This is a genomic window from Niveispirillum fermenti, assembly GCF_052474395.1.
The window spans coordinates 1,440,787-1,458,713 of record NZ_CP156681.1; the positions used below are offsets into that span (position 1 = coordinate 1,440,787).

The window sequence follows — 17,927 nt, forward strand, 5'->3', positions numbered from 1 at the left end:
GGACGTCGGTCGACGTCCGGCCCTGATGTCCCGATCACTTCGATTTGAAGGCGCGCAGTTGCTTGTTGAATTCAGCGGCGAGGCGCTCCATCCGGCTGGAAGCGTCGTTGTAGCGGCGTGTCCAGTCGCCACCCGACCGGCCACGGCCTTCGAATTCCAGGCAGGAAAGGAATTCCTGCGTTTCCGCGACATAGGCCTTCACGGCCTGCTGTGCCGCGACCATCTCCGCTTCCTGCGCCGTGGCGCCGTCCGGCAGCACCGGCGGGTCGTTCAGCACGCATTCCGCCTGCGCGGCTCCCGCCAGGACCAGGAGCGCCACAGCCGACACAGGCACCATGAGTTTGTTCATCATCTAAGCCCCTATCTTTTCGTTGCCGCCTGATTGCAAGCAAGTTTCCGACTTCGTTTTTGGCTTTTGCAGCGGACGATGACAATCCGCCGGCGCCCCTCCCCGGGCTTACTTCTCACTATTCTATAAACATTCCCTTAACCATCCGCGGGCATTCCCCAGTTGAAAGGGTTGACGCCCCCGTTCGGTCGGATCAGCTTCTGATCGCTTGCGACTTCGGTCGTAGATACGCCTACAATTTCGTTACAAGCTCGGTTATACCTATGCGAAAGTATGCCGGCTGGGCAAGGGGCAATCCCCACCGGACGGGCCGGGTGGGCGTTTTAATAAAATGCAATACAAACGGACGTTTGCCTGGAAGCGGTAAGTTTTGAGAGGTCTTTCGCCGGGTTCCGCAATGCACAATGGGAATGAATTGGTTTTCGCCCATGCGGTAGCCCGGACGAAGTATCTGGTTATGCTTGCGGAGTTAAGGACAGGAGAGGTTCAGCCAGATGAGCAACATCAATCGGACTATGCGACCGGCCGGGGCCGGGGCTCCCGCCAAGGGGGCGGCCGGGGGGCGTGGCACGCTTTTCGGCAACTGGTCCATCAGCCGCAAGATTGCCTTTTCCATTGCCGTGCCGGTCATCATCGGCCTCGGGGCGGTGATCGGGCTCAGCGCCGCGTCGATGAGCAGCGCCATGCTGGAACTGTCGAAGCGCTCGGAAAGCCAGGTGACCGAGATGCTGGCCGCCCAGATGTCGGCTGCCGTCCGGTTCAAGAATGCCGATGCCATCGCCGATGCCTATGCCGATCTGGCCAATGCCCCCGGCACCAGCCTGTCGGCTGTGAAGGTCGTGGACGCCGATGGCGACGTGCTGATCGAGTATCCGACCAAGGACAAGCCGCTGCCGGACGGCGTGCCCGGGTTCGATTTCTCCTCGGCCAAACTGCCCAACGCGGTGCCGGAACTGAAGGTTCTGGACATGGGGAATTTCCTGGTGGCGCAGGCCCCCGTGCGGGCCGGTGCCAACCGTGACCAGGTGGGCACCCTGACCGTGGCCTGGAGCCGGTCCAATGTGCAGTCGGCGATCTCGTCGGCCGCCATGGGCAATTCGATCATCGCCATCATCGTGCTGGCCGTGTTGATCGGCATCCTGGTCCTGATGCTGCACAAGATCGTGGGCAGCCCGCTGAAGGAGATGCAGGGCGCGATGTCGAAGCTGGCCGGCGGCGACCTGAGCGTTCAGGTCCCCGGCATCCATCGCGGTGACGAGATCGGCGCCATGGCGCAGTCGGTGCAGGTCTTCAAGGACAATGCCCTTGAGGTGGACAACCTGCGCCGCCGCCAGGAGGAGGCCGAGCGTCAGGCCGCTGTGGAGAAGAAGGCCGCCATGGAGAAGCTGGCGTCCGACTTCGAAAGCTCCGTCAAGGGTGTCGTGGCCGAACTGTCGGGCGCTTCCAGCCAAGTGCAGTCCACGGCCGAGGGCCTGTCCGCCTCGGCGGAGGAAAGCCGCGCCCAGACCAGTGCCGTCGCCGCCGCCACGCAGCAGGCCAGCGCCAATGTGCAGTCGGTGGCCAGCGCCACGGAGGAACTGGCCGGTTCGCTGGCCGAGATTTCCAACCAGGTCAACACCTCCGCCCGCATCGCCCGCGATGCCGCCAAGACAGCCGAGAAGACCAACGGCACCGTCCAGTCGCTGGCCCAGCGCGCCCAGTCCATCGGCGACGTGGTGAAGCTGATCTCCGACATTGCCAGCCAGACCAACCTGCTGGCCCTGAACGCGACCATCGAGGCGGCCCGCGCCGGTGAAGCCGGCAAGGGCTTCGCGGTCGTGGCTTCGGAGGTCAAGAGCCTGGCCAACCAGACGGCCAAGGCCACCGAGGAGATCGCCAGCCAGATCACCACGATGCAGGACGCCACCAAGGAGGCGGTCGACGCCATCGTCACCATCAGCCGCACCATCGCGGAGATCAACGACATCTCCGAGATGGTCGCCGGCGCGGTGGAGGAACAGGACGCCGCCACCAAGGAGATCGCCCGCAACGTGCAGCAGGCCTCCATGGGCACGATGGAAGTGACCCGCAACATCGAAAGCCTGGAACAGGTGGCGCACCAGACCGGTTCGTCGGCCACGGACATGCTGGCCGCGGCCCGGAACATGGCCCGGCAGTCCGGCATGCTGGGTCAGACCGTGGATCGGTTCCTGGCCCAGGTGCGCAGCGCCTGATCCATCCGCATCATTGCTGAACCTTTCCGAACAGGCCCCTATCCACCCGGATGGGGGCCTTTTCGTTGCGGTGGCAGCCGGTCGATGCTGCTATGATCATGGTTAATGCCAGATCCCGGTGAGTGGAACTCATCGCAAGCTGGTACGGCGGCGACTGCCGTCACACGCCACTTGGCGGGCGCCGGCGCCCGCGGATGTGGTCGCGGGCGCTTGAGGTGCCGAAAACCTTGACCATCGGTCAGGATTTTGGCCGCTGTATAATGCCTTGCGACGGTCACGTCGGCGAAGGCCAGGTGTACGTCGGCAAAGGAGCGGAGATGCGCTTCATCGGTCTGGTGGCGATGTCGGTCCTGACCTTGGCGGTGGCCTGCCACCGCGGCTCCGCCCAGGCCCCGGGCGATCCTGTCAGCCTGTCGGACCAGCGGCCCCGGATCGAGGGGCTGTTGCGGGATCTGGCGGCCGTGCTGCTGGCCGACCCCATCCTGCTGGACGGGGTACGCAGCGCCAGTGCCGGCAATGATGATTGGCCGCCGGCCCTGATCGCCGAGCGCGACAACCAGTGGCGCCTGCAGGCCAAAAGGGGTGTGGGCCCCCTTCTGGATCAGGTGCTGGGCGGGCCGCTCTCACGGCAACTGGTTCTGCTGCGGTTGCCGCTGGCCGGTCTGCTGGCCGACCTGGCCTTGATGGATGATCGCGGCCTGCTGATCGCCGCCACCCGGCTGACCAGCGATTATGACCAGTCCGATGAGCCGAAATTCATGGAAACCCTGCCGGCCGGGCCGGGGGCGATACTGGTGGAACCCCCCGCTTACGACGAATTGGCCGATGATTACGTCATCGCGGCCAGCATCACGCTGACCGACCCGTGGACGGGCCGGCCCATCGGGGTGCTGACCGCCAATATCGCCCTGGACACGCTGGACCGCTGACGCTGCCCCTGCCGGACCCGGATCAGGCCTTTTCCGTGCCGCCATTGCCGGCCGACCAGGCCTCCGGCGCGTGCAGGAACTTTTCCACCTCCGACAGGGTGTGACTGTCGAAGTAATTGCCCTCGCGGGCCACGCGCAGCACATCCCACCAGGTGGCCAGGGCGTGCAGCTTCACGCCCATGTCGGCCATGGTCTGTTCGGACTGCGGGAAGATGCCGTAATGGAACACGACCCAGATATGCTCCACGATGGCGCCGGCATCGCGCAGCGCCTTGACAAAATTGATCTTCGATCCGCCCTCGCTGGCCAGATCCTCCACCAGAAGCACACGCTGGCCCTCCAGCAGCTGCCCTTCGATCTGGGCGTTGCGGCCAAAGCCCTTGGGCTTCTTGCGCACATAGAGCATGGGCAGGTCCATGGCGTCGGAGATGAAGGCGGCATAGGGGATGCCGGCCGTCTCGCCGCCCGCCACGGCGTCGAACGCCTCGAACCCCGCCTCGCGGCAAAGCTGATCCTTGGCCGCATTGATCAGGAAGCGCCGGGCGCGCGGAAAGCTGATCAGCTTGCGGCAATCGATATAGACGGGGCTGGCGCGGCCGGACGTGAAGATGAACGGCTTTTCCGCGTTGAACAGGACCGACTTGGTCTCGATCAGGATGCGGGCTGTCTGGGTGGCGGCGGTGGCGGCGTCGATCATGGCATGTTCCTGCGGACGGGTGGGGGCGGGTTGAACCGGGGCCGGGAGATCTTGACCCCGGTATCCGCGCCGACGGGCACGGCTATTAGACGAGGCGCCAGTCCAGACGCTCGCCCGAACGGAAGGGCAGCACGGCGTTGCGGCCGTCGACATCCAGGATGTCGGGCACGGTCAGGCCGCTTCTCTCCAGCGTGATGGTGTCTGCGTTGGGGGCCAGCCCATAGAAGGCGGGGCCGTTCAGGCTGGCGAAAGCCTCCAGCCGGTCCAGCGACCCTTCCTCGTCGAAGACCTGGGCATAGAGTTCGATGGCGGTGGCGGCGGTATAGATGCCGGCACAGCCGCAGGCCGTTTCCTTGGCGCCGACCGGGTGCGGCGCGCTGTCGGTGCCCAGGAAGAACCAGGGTTCCCCCGAGGTCGCCGCCTCGCGCAGGGCGAGCCGGTGGGTTTCCCGCTTGGCAATGGGCAGGCAGTAGAGATGCGGGCGGATGCCGCCCGCGAAGATGCTGGACCGGTTGATCATCAGGTGATGCGCCGTGATGGTGGCAGCCAGCCGGCCGGCTGGTCCGTGCCTGCGCACCACCGCCACACCTTCGGCCGTGGTGATATGTTCCAGTACGATCTTCAGGTCGGGGTGCCGGTCCATGATCCGGGGCAGGACACTATCGATGAACACCGCCTCGCGGTCGAAAATGTCGATCTTCTGGTCCGTCACCTCGCCATGCACCAGCAACGGCAGGCCGACCCTGGCCATGCGGTCCAGTGCCGGCGCCACCTTGTCCAGGTCGGTGACCCCATGGGCGGAATTGGTGGTGGCATGGGCCGGATACATCTTCACGGCGGTGAATATCCCGGCCTTGTGCCCGGCTTCCAGGTCATCGGGATCGGTGCCGTCGGTCAGGTACGCCGTCATCAGCGGCCGGAAGCCGCTGCCGGCCGGCAGGGCATCCATGATCTCCGCCCGATAGGCATCGGCCTGGGCGGCGGTGACGACGGGGGGCACCAGGTTGGGCATGACGATGGCACGGCCAAGCTGTGCTGCGGAATGCGGCAGCACGGCGCGCAGCATGGCGCCGGTGCGCAGATGCAGGTGCCAATCGTCCGGGCGATGGATGGTCAGGCGCTGCGGGCCTGGCTGTGCGGGCGCGGTCATGTCGTTCGATCCCCTGGCAGTTGCCGGATTGTCTAGGGCCAAAGCCCCTGCCACTCAAGCGTTGCGGTGGAAGGCCGGGCCTGCGCCGGGGACGGGCGGCCCCGCAAGAGGGGTGGTGATGCGCGGCTGGGTTGTTGACCGCCGGCCGGGAACTTCATAGGCTTGCAATCCGTCGGCCGGGCTTCGGACCTGTCCGGCCATCTGCGGGCCCCGCCATTTCCCACCACCCTTCATGGCAGGTGTCGTTGATGCGTGTCCCCGGCCGCCCATGGCGGTTCCTTCCGGCCGTCCTGCTGGCGGCGATCCTGTTGCAGCCGGCCACCGTTGCCGGGGCGCCGGATGGGGCCGGCCCGCAGCCTGTGACCGAAGGGCCTGCCGTCGAAATCGTGTGCGGCCCCTTGCCCTTCGTGTCGGACGGGCCGGCATGCGAGCGGGGGATCGGGGCCGAACTGGCCCGTGCGGCCTGCGGGGATGCCGGCCTTCAGTGCCGGTTCCAGCAATATCCCTGGCCGCGCGCCCAGAAGGAAGTGGAGATGGCGGCGGCCGATATCCTGATCGGCCCCTATTACACGCCGGAACGGTCGACCTGGCTGGTGTTCAGCCAGGAATATTTCTATGTCGATCAGATGTGGCTGTTCCGGTCGGTGCCGCCGGGCGACGCCCCCCTGCCATCACAGGAACCACGGCTGATCGGCGTCCCGCTGGGCTGGGCTGTGGGGGGCGACCTGGAACGCCGGCCGGGCACGGTGCTGGAGATCGTGCGGACCGTTGACCTGGCGTTGAACCTGCTTCTGATGGGGCGGCTGGATGCGGTGGCGGCCCATGCCCGGGCCGTGGCCCGGTTCCAGGCCGAGCGCCCGGGCAGCCGCCTGCTGCCGGCGGGTCAGCCGCTCTCCGCCCAGCGTTCCTACATGGGCTTTTCCCGCCCCTTCGCCGCGTCGCTGGAACGGCGGATGTTCGAAGCGGCCTATGAACGGGTGCTGGCCGGTCCCGCCTATGCGGATATCCTGGCCCGCAACAAGCCGTTGCCCGACATGCGGACCGAGGTGGCGGCGCGCGGGCACCGTTTCCGCCCCTGATGCGGCCGGCACCGTCCTGGCCTGCACAATTGCCCCCGCACGCCGGGGCCGGCGGGCGTTACCATGCCGGCGCGGCGCCACCACCGCCATCCTGCGGACGGGCGCGCCCTGAACCAAGGGGAAGGGGTCCTGCATGTCCGGCAAGGAACATCACTACGCCGTCACCGTCACCTGGACCGGCAATCAGGGGACGGGGACCAGCGGCTATCGCGCCTATAGCCGTGCCCACCGGATCGAGGCGGGGGCCAAGCCCGCCATCCAGGGTTCTTCCGATCCTGGCTTCCGCGGCGACGCGGCCTGCTGGAACCCGGAGGATCTGCTGGTCGCCTCGCTGTCGGCCTGTCACAAGCTCTGGTATCTGGGCCTGTGTGCGGGGGCCGGTATCGTCGTCACGGCCTATGAGGATCGGGCGGAAGGCTGGATGAGCGAACTGCCGGGCGGGGAGGGGCAGTTCACGCGCGTCCTGCTGCGCCCGCGCGTGACCCTGGCGCCCGGCAGCGATGTGGAAAAGGCCCGCCACCTGCACCATACCGCGCATGAGAAATGCTTCATCGCGCGGTCGGTGAATTTCCCCGTGGAAGCCCTGCCGGAATTCCATACGGGCTGACAGGGCTTATGCCAACTAGCGATGAGTAGAACTCATCGCTAGTTGGTGCGGCGGCGACCGCCGCCGCACCGCTCGTGCGGCGGAGCCAAGCCAACGAATGTTGGCGCCGGCGCATGCCCACGAATGTGGGCGCCGGCGATTGAGGGTGGTGATCAGAACCTATAGGTTCTGATCACCACAAAATAGTATTATACCAATCTCCCTAATGATTGACCGTTGCCCATTGCCTTGAAGCGATTTGTCGAATTTTCCCTGTTTGTGCGATGAGGCTGTTCCATGCGTTGCAGCAGGCATCAACGATATCGTTGTAATCATTGAATATTCTGTTTCCGAGGAAATTCTGGCGCAGGTACTGCCAGATATTTTCGACGGGATTGAGTTCGGGGCAATAGGGTGGCAGATGAAGGATGCTGATAGTATCGGGGACCTTCAGTCTTCCGCCTGTCTGGTGCCATCCGGCCCCGTCGAGAATGAGAACGGCGTGGCTTCCCGGCTGGACCTGAGTGGCGATTTCAGCCAGATGCTTGTTCATTGCTTCTGCGTTGGCACGGGGCAGGACCAGGGCGGCACCGACATCGCGTGCCGGGCAGACAGCGCCGAAGATATAGGCCCAGCTATAGCGGGTGTCCTTTAACTGGCGGGGCCGGCTGCCCTTGTCGGCCCAGACGTAGGTGAGCGTTCCCTGTTGCCCGACGCGGGCCTCGTCCTGCCACCACAATTCCAGCGGCTTGCCGCTTGCGTGCTCCGGGATCACATCGGCGACCAGCGCGGTGAAGTTTTTTTATGCGTCTCAAGGGCTTGCGTGTCCTGACCCGGGTGACGCGGTCGGGCTGAGATGTGGCTGAAGCCCAGGCGGTGCAGGATCTTGCCCACCCCTCCTTCGGCGATTGCCACGTGAAAGCGATCAGAAATCCGTATCGCCAGATCACTCAAACGCCAGCGAACGATGCCATCCTTCTCCGGGTCGGGGCCCTGGCGCACCCAACTGGCAAGCTCTTCCAGTTGTTCTGCGGACAAAATCCCAGGCCGGCCCTTTGATCGACGATCCGCCAGGCCGGCTATCCCCTCCGCGTTATAGCGGTGCACCCAATCCCGTAACGTCTGGCGATCCATGCCGGCAGCCGCAGCCGCTTCCTCCCGCGTCTTGCCTTCCGCAATCAGGGCAAGCGCCAAAAGGCGGCGGGCCACATTCGCATCCCGGCTCCCCACCGCCTCCCGACGTAGCGTCGCCGCATCCGAACCTTCACGGATAATCTTGATTGCCCCTGACATCGCCACCCCCAACGCTCAAAATGCGCGATAAGGGAATCACAGCCACGCTGTCAGGGGAATCTCCCATATCACAACGAGAGTCACTTCATCGGCGGGTTGGTATTACTTCTTCAACCCGATCTCCCGCAGGCGCTGATCCAGGAACGCACCCGCCGTCAGGTCGGCCGACAGGCGGACATCGGGCCGCGGGTGCAGGAACATGGGCATGGAATAGCGCGACACATTATGCTCGGGCGGCGGGTTCACGACGCGGTGGGGCGTGGCCGGGATGTAGTTGTTGGACGCCAGTTTCAGCATGTCGCCGCCATTCACGGCGATCATCCCGGCATCGCATGGCACGTCATGCCAGTTGCCCGCCGTGTCCTGCGCCTGCAGCCCCGGTTCGCTGCCCGTGACCAGCAGGGTGATCAGGTTGATATCCTCGTGCGCGGCGGCGCGCACGGCCCCCGGCTCATACCCCTCGCCGATGGGCGGATAGTGCAGGATGCGGAAAAGCGTGCTGGTGGAGCCCTGCATCATGCCGGGCAGCGGCTCGAAGAAGGCGTCACGCACCGCGGCCGGCACATTGGCCTGTATCCAGCCCAGCAGGGTGTCGCCCAGGGTCCGCAGGTCGGCATACATGCGGTCCGTCGCCCCCTTCACTGGCGGCGGCAGCCGGCGGTTCGGATAGACATGGTAGAATTCCTTCAGGTCCTTGACGGCGCTGTCCTTGGCGTTTTCCGATTTGAAGGGGAAATAGCCGTCCTGGATTTCCGGATCGAACCGGTAGTCGAACTTGTCGTCACCGGCGAAGAAGCCGGCCCAGACCTTGTACAGTTCCCCGATCAGGGCGGTGTCGATCGGATGGTTGCGCAGCACGGCGAAGCCCGTCTCATGCATGGAACGGGTGAACTGCCCGGCGGCGTCGGGGGCCTGGAAATCCACGGTGGCGATGTTGAACATGGGGGATGTGCCCTGGTGTTGGCGGTTCTTGGTGCATGGTTGCCCCCCTATCATCACGCAGCCCCGCCGGGCGTCAATAGCGTGCGGCCATCCCGGCCGGGTTATCTCCCGGTGCGATAACCTGCCACCGATGCCAGGGGAGCCTTGCCATCCATCCGCCTTCCAGGCCAAAATGTTGCGAATGATTTGCGATTGGCGGCGGGCGGGATGAACGAGCCGAAGGAAAAAAGCCGCTGGCGGCCCCTTTACATGGCGCTTGGCTATGTCTGCGTGGCGCTGGCCATGGCTGGCGCGGTGCTGCCGGTATTGCCGACGACGCCCTTCCTGCTGGTGGCCTTGTGGGCCTATTTCCGGTCCCATCCGGAAAAGGCGCAAAAGCTGCTGGATCATCCGCGCTTCGGCCCGCCGTTGCGCGACTGGCGCGAACAGGGCGCCATCCCGACCCGGGCCAAGATCGCGGCCGTGGCCGTCATGTCCCTGTCCTGGCTGATCGTGTTCCTGACGGCGACCAACCCCTGGGTGCCGGTCGTGGTGGGCGGCATCCTGTGTTGCACGGCGACCTTCGTCGCCACGCGCCCCGCCCCGAAAAGGAAAAAGGGGCAACCCGTCGCCGGGCCGCCCCTTTCCTGAACGCCGCCGGGTATCAGCCCGCCAGCAGCCCGCGCAACTGTCGTCCGGCCACGGCCAGCATGGCGATGTCCAGATGCGCCACCGTGCGCAGTTCGGCCAGCAGCGACTGGATGCGGTCCAGCGGCCCCTGCCGCTGGCCGGCCCAGCTTTCAAACCGGTCGCCCTGGTCCTGCGGCTGGGCCAGCACACGGGCCGTCAGCCGGGCCTGCAGGTTGAACAGATCGTCCAGTGCGGCGGCGACCGCCTGGCGTTGCCAGTGGTTCTCCGTCTTCACCTCCGCCGTGCGCTCGCGCAGATATTCCAGGCCCAGGCGGTCGCCCAGATCGAAATAAAGGCTGGCGACATCGGCGGCATCGCTGCCCACCTCCACCGCGATTTCCGCGATATCGGTCGCGGCCGCCAGCAGGGGCAGGGCCGCGACGCGGCGCGTAAGGTCGCCCGGCACGCCGTCCTTGGACCAGTTGCCCGCCGTTTCCGCCAGCCATTTCAGGGCCGTCGGCGACAGCACGTCGGGCAGGTGCCCCGTCAGTTCGCCGACCACGGGGGACAGGCGCTCGCATTCCGCGGCGATGTCCAGCGGATAGGCGCCGTGGGCCAGCACCCAGGGCACGGCCCGGCGCATCAGCCGGCCCGTGAACAGCATCATGGCGGTCTGCGCCGATGCCGGCACCTTGGTGTCCAGCCCCTCCACGGCTTCCCACAATCCGCGCAGGCCGAAGGCGTCGCGGACGATCAGATAGGCGCGGGCGACATCGCCCTCGCTGCGGCCCGTCTGTTCCACCATTTCCCAGGTGAAGGTGGGGCCGACGCGGTTCACCATGCCATTGGTGACGGAGCTGCAGATGATTTCCCGCCGCAACTGGTGGCGGCAGATGGCGTCGCCGAACCTTTCGCGCAGCGCGTCGGGGAAATAACGCATCAGGTCGCGTTCCAGCACCGGGTCGTCGGGCAGGTCGGAGGCCAGCAGCCGATCGTACAGGTCGATCTTGGCATAGGCCAGCAGCACGGCCATTTCCGGCCGGGTCAGACCGCGCCGGGCATTGGCGCGGGCGGCCACCTCCTCGTCATCGGGCAGGAACTCGATCGCGCGGGACAGTTTGCCGCCCTTCTCCATCCACCGCGCGAAGCGGGCCTGGTCCTCCAGCGTCTCCACGGCCACGGCCTGGGCGATGGTCAGGGCCTGGGTCTGCTTGTAATTGTCGGCCAGGACCAGGGCGGCCACATCGTCCGTCATGCCCGCCAGCAGCACGTCGCGCTGTTCGCGCGTCATGCCACCCTTGTCCATCACGTCGCGCAGCAGGATCTTGATGTTCACCTCGTGGTCGGAGGTGTCGACGCCGGCCGAATTGTCGATGGCATCGGTGTTGATCGCGATGCCGGTCAGCGCCGCCTCGATGCGGCCGCGCTGGGTGAAGCCCAGGTTGGCCCCTTCGCCCACGACCTGGACGCGCAGCTCGCGGCCATTGATGCGGATGGGGTCATTGGCCTTGTCGCCGGCGTCGGCGTTGGTCTCCTCGCTGCATTTGACATAGGTGCCGATGCCGCCCAGCCACAGCAGCTCCGCCTTGGCTTTCAGCACGGCACGCATCAGTTCGGCCGGGGTCACGCGCTCGGCCTGGATGTCCAGGGCGGCCCGGATCTCCGCCGACAGCGGCAGCGACTTGGCATTGCGGTCGAAAATGCTGCCGCCCGGCGACAATTTCGTCGTGTCGTAATCGGCCCAGGAGGAACGCGGCAGGTCGAACAGCCGCTTGCGCTCCGCCCAGCCGGTCGCGGCATCGGGGGTGGGATCGATGAAGATGTGGCGATGGTCGAAGGCGGCGACCAGGCGGATATGGCGGGACAGCAGCATGCCGTTGCCGAACACGTCGCCCGACATGTCGCCCACGCCGACCACTGTGAATTCCTCGTTCTGGATGTCCTTGCCCCGTTCGCGGAAATGCCGCTTCACCGCCTCCCAGGCGCCGCGGGCCGTGATGCCCATGCCCTTGTGGTCATAGCCGGCCGACCCGCCCGAGGCGAAGGCATCGTCCAGCCAGAAGCCATATTCGCGGGATACGGAATTGGCGATGTCGGAGAAGGTGGCCGTACCCTTGTCGGCGGCGACCACCAGATAAGGATCGTCGCTGTCCAGCCGCACCACGTCATGCGGCGGCACGACCGCGCCGTTGCGCAGGTTGTCGGTGATGTCCAGCAGGCCGCGCATCATGGTCTTGTAGCATTCGACCACTTCGGCCATCAGCACGTCGCGCCCGGCGCTGGCCGGCGGCGGGTTCTTCACGACGAAGCCGCCCTTGCTGCCCACGGGCACGATGACCGCGTTCTTGACGATCTGTGCCTTGATCAGGCCCAGGATCTCGGTACGGAAATCCTCCCGCCGGTCGGACCAGCGGATGCCGCCGCGCGCCACCTTGCCGCCGCGCAGGTGGATCGCTTCCACCCGCGGGCTGTAGACCCAGATTTCCCGCCAGGGGCGGGGAAGCGGCAGGTCATCGATGGAACCGCTGTCCAGCTTGAAGCTGATATAGGATTTCGGTTTGCCGTCGCCGGCCTTCTGGAAGAAATTGGTGCGCAGCGTGGCGCGGATGATGTTCAGCATCCGGCGCAGGATGCGATCCTCGTCCAGGTTCGACACATCGTCCAGCGCGTGGTCGATCTCCAGGATCAGGCCCTTGCGCCGGGTGTCCACCTCGTCACGGCCCAGCCGGGTCAGCAGTGCCGGATCATGGCTCATGCGGAACAGGTCCAGCAACAGCCGGGCGATGCCGGCATGGGCCGCCAGCGTGTTTTCGATATATTCCTGGCTGAAGTCGAACTTGGCCTGTTTCAAATACTTGGCATAGGCGCGCAGGGCCGTGACCTCCCGCCAGTCCATGCCGGCCAGCAGCACCAGGCGGTTGAAACCGTCGGATTGCGCCTGGCCCGTCCAGACGCGCAGGAACGCCTCCTCGAACGCGGCCTTCACACGGTCCAGTTCGACGGCACTGCCGTCGGCTGTGCGCATGTCGAAATCCTGCATGAAGATGTTGGGCGTGTCGCCGGCCAGCTCCACCTCGAACGGCCCGCCCTCGGCCAGGATGCGCAGGCCCAGATGCTCCAGCATGGGCAGCACCTTGGACAGTTCCACGGGCGTGCCTGCCTGATAGACCTTGAAGAACAACTGATCGGCGTCGGCTTCCACCGGCCGGTACAGGTTCATCGCGATGCCGCCCCTGGACAGGATCTGCTCCACCCGCGCGATGTCCACCACGGCGTCATCGGGGGTATAGGCTTCCTGGTAGGAGGCGGGCAGGCTGCCGGCATATTTGCGGGCCAGCGCCAGGCCGGTGGCCTCGCCCCTTTCCTCCACCAGCGCCTGGGTCAGCCGGTCGCGCCAGCCGCGGGCCGTTTCGATCAACTGGTTTTCAAGCTCGACCACATCCACGTCGGGCAGCTTGCCGGGTGTGGTCTGGATGATCAGGTGGACCCGTGCCAGCACGCTTTCCGCCAGGGCGACATTCACCTGGGTGCTGGTGCCGTCATAGGCCCTTTCGATCAGAGCCTGCAGGCGCCGGCGCAGATCGGTATCGTAACGTTCGCGGGGAACATAGATCAATGCGGAAACGAAACGTTCAAACGGGTCCTTGCGCACGAACAGGGCGATGCGCTGGCGTTCCTGGAGATGCAGGACGCCATTGGCGATGTCGCTCAATTCGTCATCACCGATCTGGAACAGTTCCTCCCGCGGGTAGGTCTCCAGGATATGGACCAGCGCCTTGCCGTCATGGCCCCTCGGATCGAAGCCGGAACGGGCCAGCACGCGGTTCACCTTCTGGCGCAGGAACGGGATGTCGCGGGCCGAACGGTTATAGGCGGTGCTGGTGAACAGGCCGACGAACAGGCGCTCGCCGATCTCCTCCCCGCTGGTGTTGAACAGCTTGACCATGATGGCGTCCAGCGGCGCGCGGCGATGGACCGTGCTGTCCTTGTTGGACTTGGTCACCATCATGAAGCGCGGCTGGCGCACGAAGGCCCGGACCTCCGGCGGCAGGGCGGAGAAATGGCGCAGCCCGTCGAAGACGCTGACATCGTCGTCGCGCAGCAGGCCCAGCCCCTCACCGCCCAGGATGTCCAGCGTCTCCTCATCCTTGTCGCGGCCCAGCCGGTATTCGCGCACGCCCAGGAAGATGAAATGGTCCTCGTCCATCCAGCGCAGGAAGGACAGGCCCTCCTTCACTTCTTCGGAGGAAAGGGGCAGGGGGGATTGCTCGCTTGCGGCCAGCGTGTCGGCCAGGCGCGCGCGCATGGCCTGGAAATCGGCCACGGCGGCGCGCACATCGGCCAGCACGGTGGCGACCCCGGCCCGGATGGCCTCGATCTCGGCCGGATCGGTGCGTTGGTCCACCTCGATATGCATCACCGATTCCAGCAATGCCGCGGCGGGTGCGTCCTCGGCGGTGTAGATGGCTGTCAGGCGGCCATTGGCATCGCGGGTGGCGCGTATGACAGGGTGGACGACCAGATGTACGGTCAGGCCGCGGCGGTTCATTTCCGCCGACACGCTGTCGACCAGGAAGGGCATGTCGTCGTTGACGATCTCCACCACCGTGTGGTGGGCATGCCAGCCATCGCTGTCCATGCGCGGGTTCACGACCCGCACCAGCGCTTCGCCGGGCCGCCGGATGCAGGCGAACTGCATGATGGCAATCGCCGCACCGTACAGTTCATCGGCCGTGGACCGCAGCATGTCGTCGGGCGACACGTTGCGGTAGAAAGCCCTGACAAACGCCTCGGCCAGACCGGCCTTTTCCTTCGACAGGCGGGAACGCAACCTCGCGACCACCTGCTCCAACAGCTCGGACTTACGCTGTTCGAGCTTGAACGCCATGACTGATCTCCCACTATGGCACCGTATCTTGTCGGAGCCCATGGATCGGCCCCGGCACGGTTTGCCGGGGCACCTTGCGCCATTTATGTGTCCGCAGAAAGGCCTTGGCGGTGATGTTCGGAGAACCGAAACGCAAATGCCGCCGATGGGCTGGTATACGGCATTCCATTGCTTTACAAGCGACTGCGGCTTTGTTTTCGAATCCGCTGCCAAGCGCGGCACCGCAGGAGAGGGGGAAAGGCACCCGTGCCCATGGCCGACTCGACCGTCCTGGGTCTGACCGCCGTCATCGTCGCGGTGACGGACGAGGTGCCGCGTGTGCTGGTGGTGCGGCGCATGACGCACAATCTGGCCACCCCCGAACAGCGCGATGCCACCGAAGGGCTGGACGCGCTGCCCTTCGGCCCGTTCGCGGCCGAGCGCGACCGCACGCTGGAACAGGGCCTGCGCCGCTGGGTGGAGGCACAGACCGGCCTGCCGCTACGCTATGTCGAGCAGCTCTATACCTTCGGGGACAAGTACCGTGACCCGCGCGAGCTGGAAGGGGGGCCGCGTGTAGTTTCCGTGGGCTATATGGCGCTGGCGCGCGAGGCGCCGCTGTCGGGCAGCGGGGCCGCGGAATGGCACGACTGGTACGATTACTTCCCCTGGGAGGATTGGCGCGATGGCAAGCCGGACATCCTGACCCGGACCATTGCGCCCGCCCTGTCGCGCTGGATCGCCGCCGCGCCGGACACCGCCATCGCCGCGGCCCGGGCCGAGCGTGTCTCCACCACCTTCGCGGAGGAGGAATTGTGGGACACCGAGCGCGTGCTGGAGCGCTACGAGCTTCTATACAGCGCCGGGCTGGTGGAGGAGGCGCGGCGCGACCGTGCCATCCGCCAGCGCCTGGGGCTGGTCCTGGACAATGGCCATCTGGATGAACCCGGTCTGGCCGCCCGCATGGGGTCGCCCATGGCGCAGGACAACCGGCGCATCCTGGCGGTGGCGCTGGGCCGCCTGCGGGGCAAGCTGAAATACCGGCCGCTGGTCTTCGATCTGCTGCCGCCGCAATTCACCCTGTTCCGCCTGCAGCGCACCGTGGAGGCCCTGTCGGGCGTGCAGTTGCACAAGCAGAATTTCCGCCGACTGGTGCTGGCCGGCGGGCTGGTGGAGGCTACCGGCACGCAGGAGGCCCGAACGGGCGGGCGGCCGGCCGAGCTGCACCGGTTCCGCCGCGACGTGCTGCGGGAACGGGTGGCGGCCGGCATCGGCCTGCCGCAGGTCCGCATGGTGGATTGAGGCCGGTGGGGATGATCGAAACCGACCGTCTGATCCTTCGCCCCTGGCGGGACGGGGACCTGGAGGCCCTGGCCGCCATCAATGCCGATCCCGCCGTCAGTCGCTGGCTGGGTGGGCCCATCACACGCGACATGACGGCTGCTGCCATCGCGCGGCAGCAGGAGTATCAGCAGCGGCTGGGCTTCTGCTATTGGGCGGCGTGCCTGCGGGACGGGGGCGGTCTGGTCGGCATGATCGGGTTGCAGCCCACACGGTTCGACGCGCATTTCACCCCCGCCATCGATATCGGCTGGCGTCTGGGCGCGGCATGGCAGGGGCGCGGCCTGGCGACGGAGGGGGCCCGCGCGGCGCTTGATTTCGGCCGGCGGCAGGCAGGCCTGTCCGATATCGTGGCCATCACCGCTGTCGGCAACCATGCCAGCCGGGCCGTGATGGAGCGGATCGGTCTGATCCGTGACGCTGATGGCGATTTCGACCATCCGTCGCTGGCGACGGACCATCCGCTGTGCCGGCACGTGCTGTATCGGTCGCCGGCCGCCTAAGCAGGTTCCTCCAGATCGGGCCACACATGGCCTGGCCTGGCCTGGAGGAACCTGCCGACTCCATGGTTTGCAGATTTTCCGAGCCCGCCCATCTGTGGGCGGCGTTCGGAAAATCTGCTTATACCAACTTGCGATGAGTAGAACTCATCGCAAGTTGGTCCGGCGGCGACGGCCGCCGCGCCGCTCGTGCGGTGCAGCCAAGCCAACGAATGTTGGCGCCGGCAATTGAGGGCGGTGACCAGAACCAATAGGTTCTGGTCACCGCAAAATAGTATTAGAGCCGTATTGCCGGTGATCGGCACCCGGGCCGAAAAAAACGGCGCCGGTGGCAGGAAACCTGCCAGCCGACGCCGCCACCCGGGTCGGGCCCCACCACGGACCCAATTCCACACCATGCTGCCCGCCTGTCGCCAGCCGGTGGAGAGCCCAATATCTCCGCCGCATGTGCGGGTAACCGGATTGCGAATCGCGTGCCAAGTGTGGTGCCGGTTGCCCGGCCTTCAGGATCAGGCACTTGGACGGCCGGACCGGGATGGTGGCGGCATGAACCTTGCCCAAAAGGGCGGCACTGGCGCGTAAATGGGCGGACCCTGCAAAAAAAGGAGGGCGGCCGGGGATGACCCCGACCGCCCACAAGGTCGACCGCCGTGAAATGACCGGACAACGGCGGTCGTAGAGGACCCTGATGGCCGGTACGGCCCCGCTGGGGCGCGGTACCGGGCGTGTGAAAAGTCATCCCGCCGGACGCAGGGCCGCGGCCTGGCGGGCCAGTTCGGTGATCGCCGCCCAGTTGCCATCCTTCACCAGCCTGGCCGGCGTCACCCAGGACCCGCCCACGCACATGACATTGGGCAGGGCCAGGAAATCGGGGGCTGTGGAGGCGGTGATGCCACCGGTCGGGCAGAAGCGGATCTTCGACAGGGGCGAGGCCACGGCCTTCAGCATGTCGATGCCGCCCACCACCGTGGCGGGGAACAGTTTCTGGTGATGGATGCCGCGCGACAGCAGATACATCATCTCTGCCGGGGTGGCGACGCCGGGCAGATAGGGGATGGTGCTGTCCAGCACCGCATCCACCAGGTCGGGATAGGCGCCGGGGCTGACGATGAACCTGGCGCCCGCGTCGGCCACATCCTTCACCTGCGCCTTGTCGATCACGGTGCCGGCCCCGACGACCGCGCCCGGCACCTTGGCCATGATGGCCATGGCATCCAGGGCCGCGGGCGAGCGCAGCGTCACCTCCAGCACGGGAAGGCCGCCGGCCACCAGGGCCTTGGCCAGCGGCTCGGCATCCTCCAGCCGGTCGATGATGATGACCGGGATCACCGGGGCAAGGCTGGCAATGTGGTCGATATCCATGCGCATCGGG

At 66.2% G+C, this 17,927-nt stretch carries 14 protein-coding genes; 7 read left to right on the forward strand and 7 right to left on the reverse strand.

The window, feature by feature from the left end:
• Positions 1–34 precede the first annotated feature (34 nt).
• Positions 35–352 (reverse strand): hypothetical protein, encoded by a 318-nt coding sequence (locus ABC728_RS18115; protein ID WP_416620596.1) that lies wholly within the window; start codon positions 350–352, stop codon positions 35–37.
• Between the two features lie 491 nt (positions 353–843).
• On the opposite strand from ABC728_RS18115, the gene ABC728_RS18120 reads away from it, so the two are divergent.
• Both ABC728_RS18120 and ABC728_RS18125 read left to right on the forward strand, forming a co-directional pair.
• Positions 844–2,562 (forward strand): methyl-accepting chemotaxis protein, encoded by a 1,719-nt coding sequence (locus tag ABC728_RS18120; protein WP_416620595.1) that lies wholly within the window; start codon positions 844–846, stop codon positions 2,560–2,562.
• Positions 2,563–2,879: 317 nt separating this feature from the next.
• The gene (locus ABC728_RS18125) at positions 2,880–3,491 is read left to right on the forward strand and encodes a hypothetical protein (RefSeq protein WP_445376638.1); all 612 of its coding nucleotides are present in this window, start codon (positions 2,880–2,882) and stop codon (positions 3,489–3,491) included.
• A gap of 22 nt (positions 3,492–3,513) precedes the next feature.
• Here the strand turns inward: ABC728_RS18125 and ABC728_RS18130 are convergent, their stop codons facing one another.
• Together ABC728_RS18130 and pyrC are read right to left on the reverse strand one after the other, a co-directional pair.
• On the reverse strand, positions 3,514–4,188 hold the full coding sequence (locus ABC728_RS18130; RefSeq protein WP_416620593.1) for an orotate phosphoribosyltransferase: 675 nt from the start codon (positions 4,186–4,188) through the stop codon (positions 3,514–3,516).
• Between the two features lie 85 nt (positions 4,189–4,273).
• Complete coding sequence (gene pyrC, locus ABC728_RS18135; RefSeq protein ID WP_416620592.1) at positions 4,274–5,338, reverse strand: dihydroorotase; 1,065 nt, start codon at positions 5,336–5,338, stop codon at positions 4,274–4,276.
• A gap of 248 nt (positions 5,339–5,586) precedes the next feature.
• Between pyrC and ABC728_RS18140 the strand changes: the two genes are divergently transcribed.
• Positions 5,587–6,417, forward strand: a complete 831-nt coding sequence (locus ABC728_RS18140; protein WP_416620591.1) for a substrate-binding periplasmic protein — start codon at positions 5,587–5,589, stop codon at positions 6,415–6,417.
• 133 nt (positions 6,418–6,550) lie between these two features.
• Positions 6,551–7,024, forward strand: coding sequence for an OsmC family protein (locus ABC728_RS18145; RefSeq protein WP_416620590.1), 474 nt, complete (start codon positions 6,551–6,553; stop codon positions 7,022–7,024).
• 202 nt (positions 7,025–7,226) lie between these two features.
• On the opposite strand, the gene ABC728_RS18150 is transcribed toward ABC728_RS18145, so the two are convergent.
• Together ABC728_RS18150 and ABC728_RS18155 are read right to left on the reverse strand one after the other, a co-directional pair.
• Positions 7,227–8,296 (reverse strand): IS630 family transposase gene (locus ABC728_RS18150; protein ID WP_445376639.1). Its coding sequence is split into 2 segments (ribosomal slippage): positions 7,227–7,807 and positions 7,807–8,296, totalling 1,071 coding nucleotides; the frame shifts between segments, so codons are not numbered across the junction.
• A 102-nt stretch (positions 8,297–8,398) separates the two neighbouring features.
• Positions 8,399–9,238 (reverse strand): isopenicillin N synthase family dioxygenase, encoded by an 840-nt coding sequence (locus ABC728_RS18155; protein ID WP_416620588.1) that lies wholly within the window; start codon positions 9,236–9,238, stop codon positions 8,399–8,401.
• 207 nt (positions 9,239–9,445) lie between these two features.
• On the opposite strand from ABC728_RS18155, the gene ABC728_RS18160 reads away from it, so the two are divergent.
• On the forward strand, positions 9,446–9,868 hold the full coding sequence (locus tag ABC728_RS18160; RefSeq protein WP_416620587.1) for a YbaN family protein: 423 nt from the start codon (positions 9,446–9,448) through the stop codon (positions 9,866–9,868).
• Positions 9,869–9,881: 13 nt separating this feature from the next.
• On the opposite strand, the gene ABC728_RS18165 is transcribed toward ABC728_RS18160, so the two are convergent.
• The gene (locus ABC728_RS18165) at positions 9,882–14,735 is read right to left on the reverse strand and encodes an NAD-glutamate dehydrogenase (protein WP_416620586.1); all 4,854 of its coding nucleotides are present in this window, start codon (positions 14,733–14,735) and stop codon (positions 9,882–9,884) included.
• A gap of 252 nt (positions 14,736–14,987) precedes the next feature.
• Between ABC728_RS18165 and ABC728_RS18170 the strand changes: the two genes are divergently transcribed.
• Together ABC728_RS18170 and ABC728_RS18175 are read left to right on the forward strand one after the other, a co-directional pair.
• Positions 14,988–16,016 carry an NUDIX hydrolase gene (locus tag ABC728_RS18170; RefSeq protein WP_416620585.1) on the forward strand — a complete coding sequence of 343 codons (1,029 nt, stop codon included), beginning with the start codon at positions 14,988–14,990 and terminating at the stop codon, positions 16,014–16,016.
• 11 nt (positions 16,017–16,027) lie between these two features.
• Complete coding sequence (locus ABC728_RS18175) at positions 16,028–16,558, forward strand: GNAT family N-acetyltransferase (protein WP_416620584.1); 531 nt, start codon at positions 16,028–16,030, stop codon at positions 16,556–16,558.
• 732 nt (positions 16,559–17,290) lie between these two features.
• Here ABC728_RS18175 and eda read toward each other — a convergent pair.
• A complete protein-coding gene (eda, locus tag ABC728_RS18180; RefSeq protein ID WP_416620583.1) occupies positions 17,291–17,923 on the reverse strand; it encodes a bifunctional 4-hydroxy-2-oxoglutarate aldolase/2-dehydro-3-deoxy-phosphogluconate aldolase in 633 nt (210 codons plus the stop codon).
• Positions 17,924–17,927: the final 4 nt, after the last annotated feature.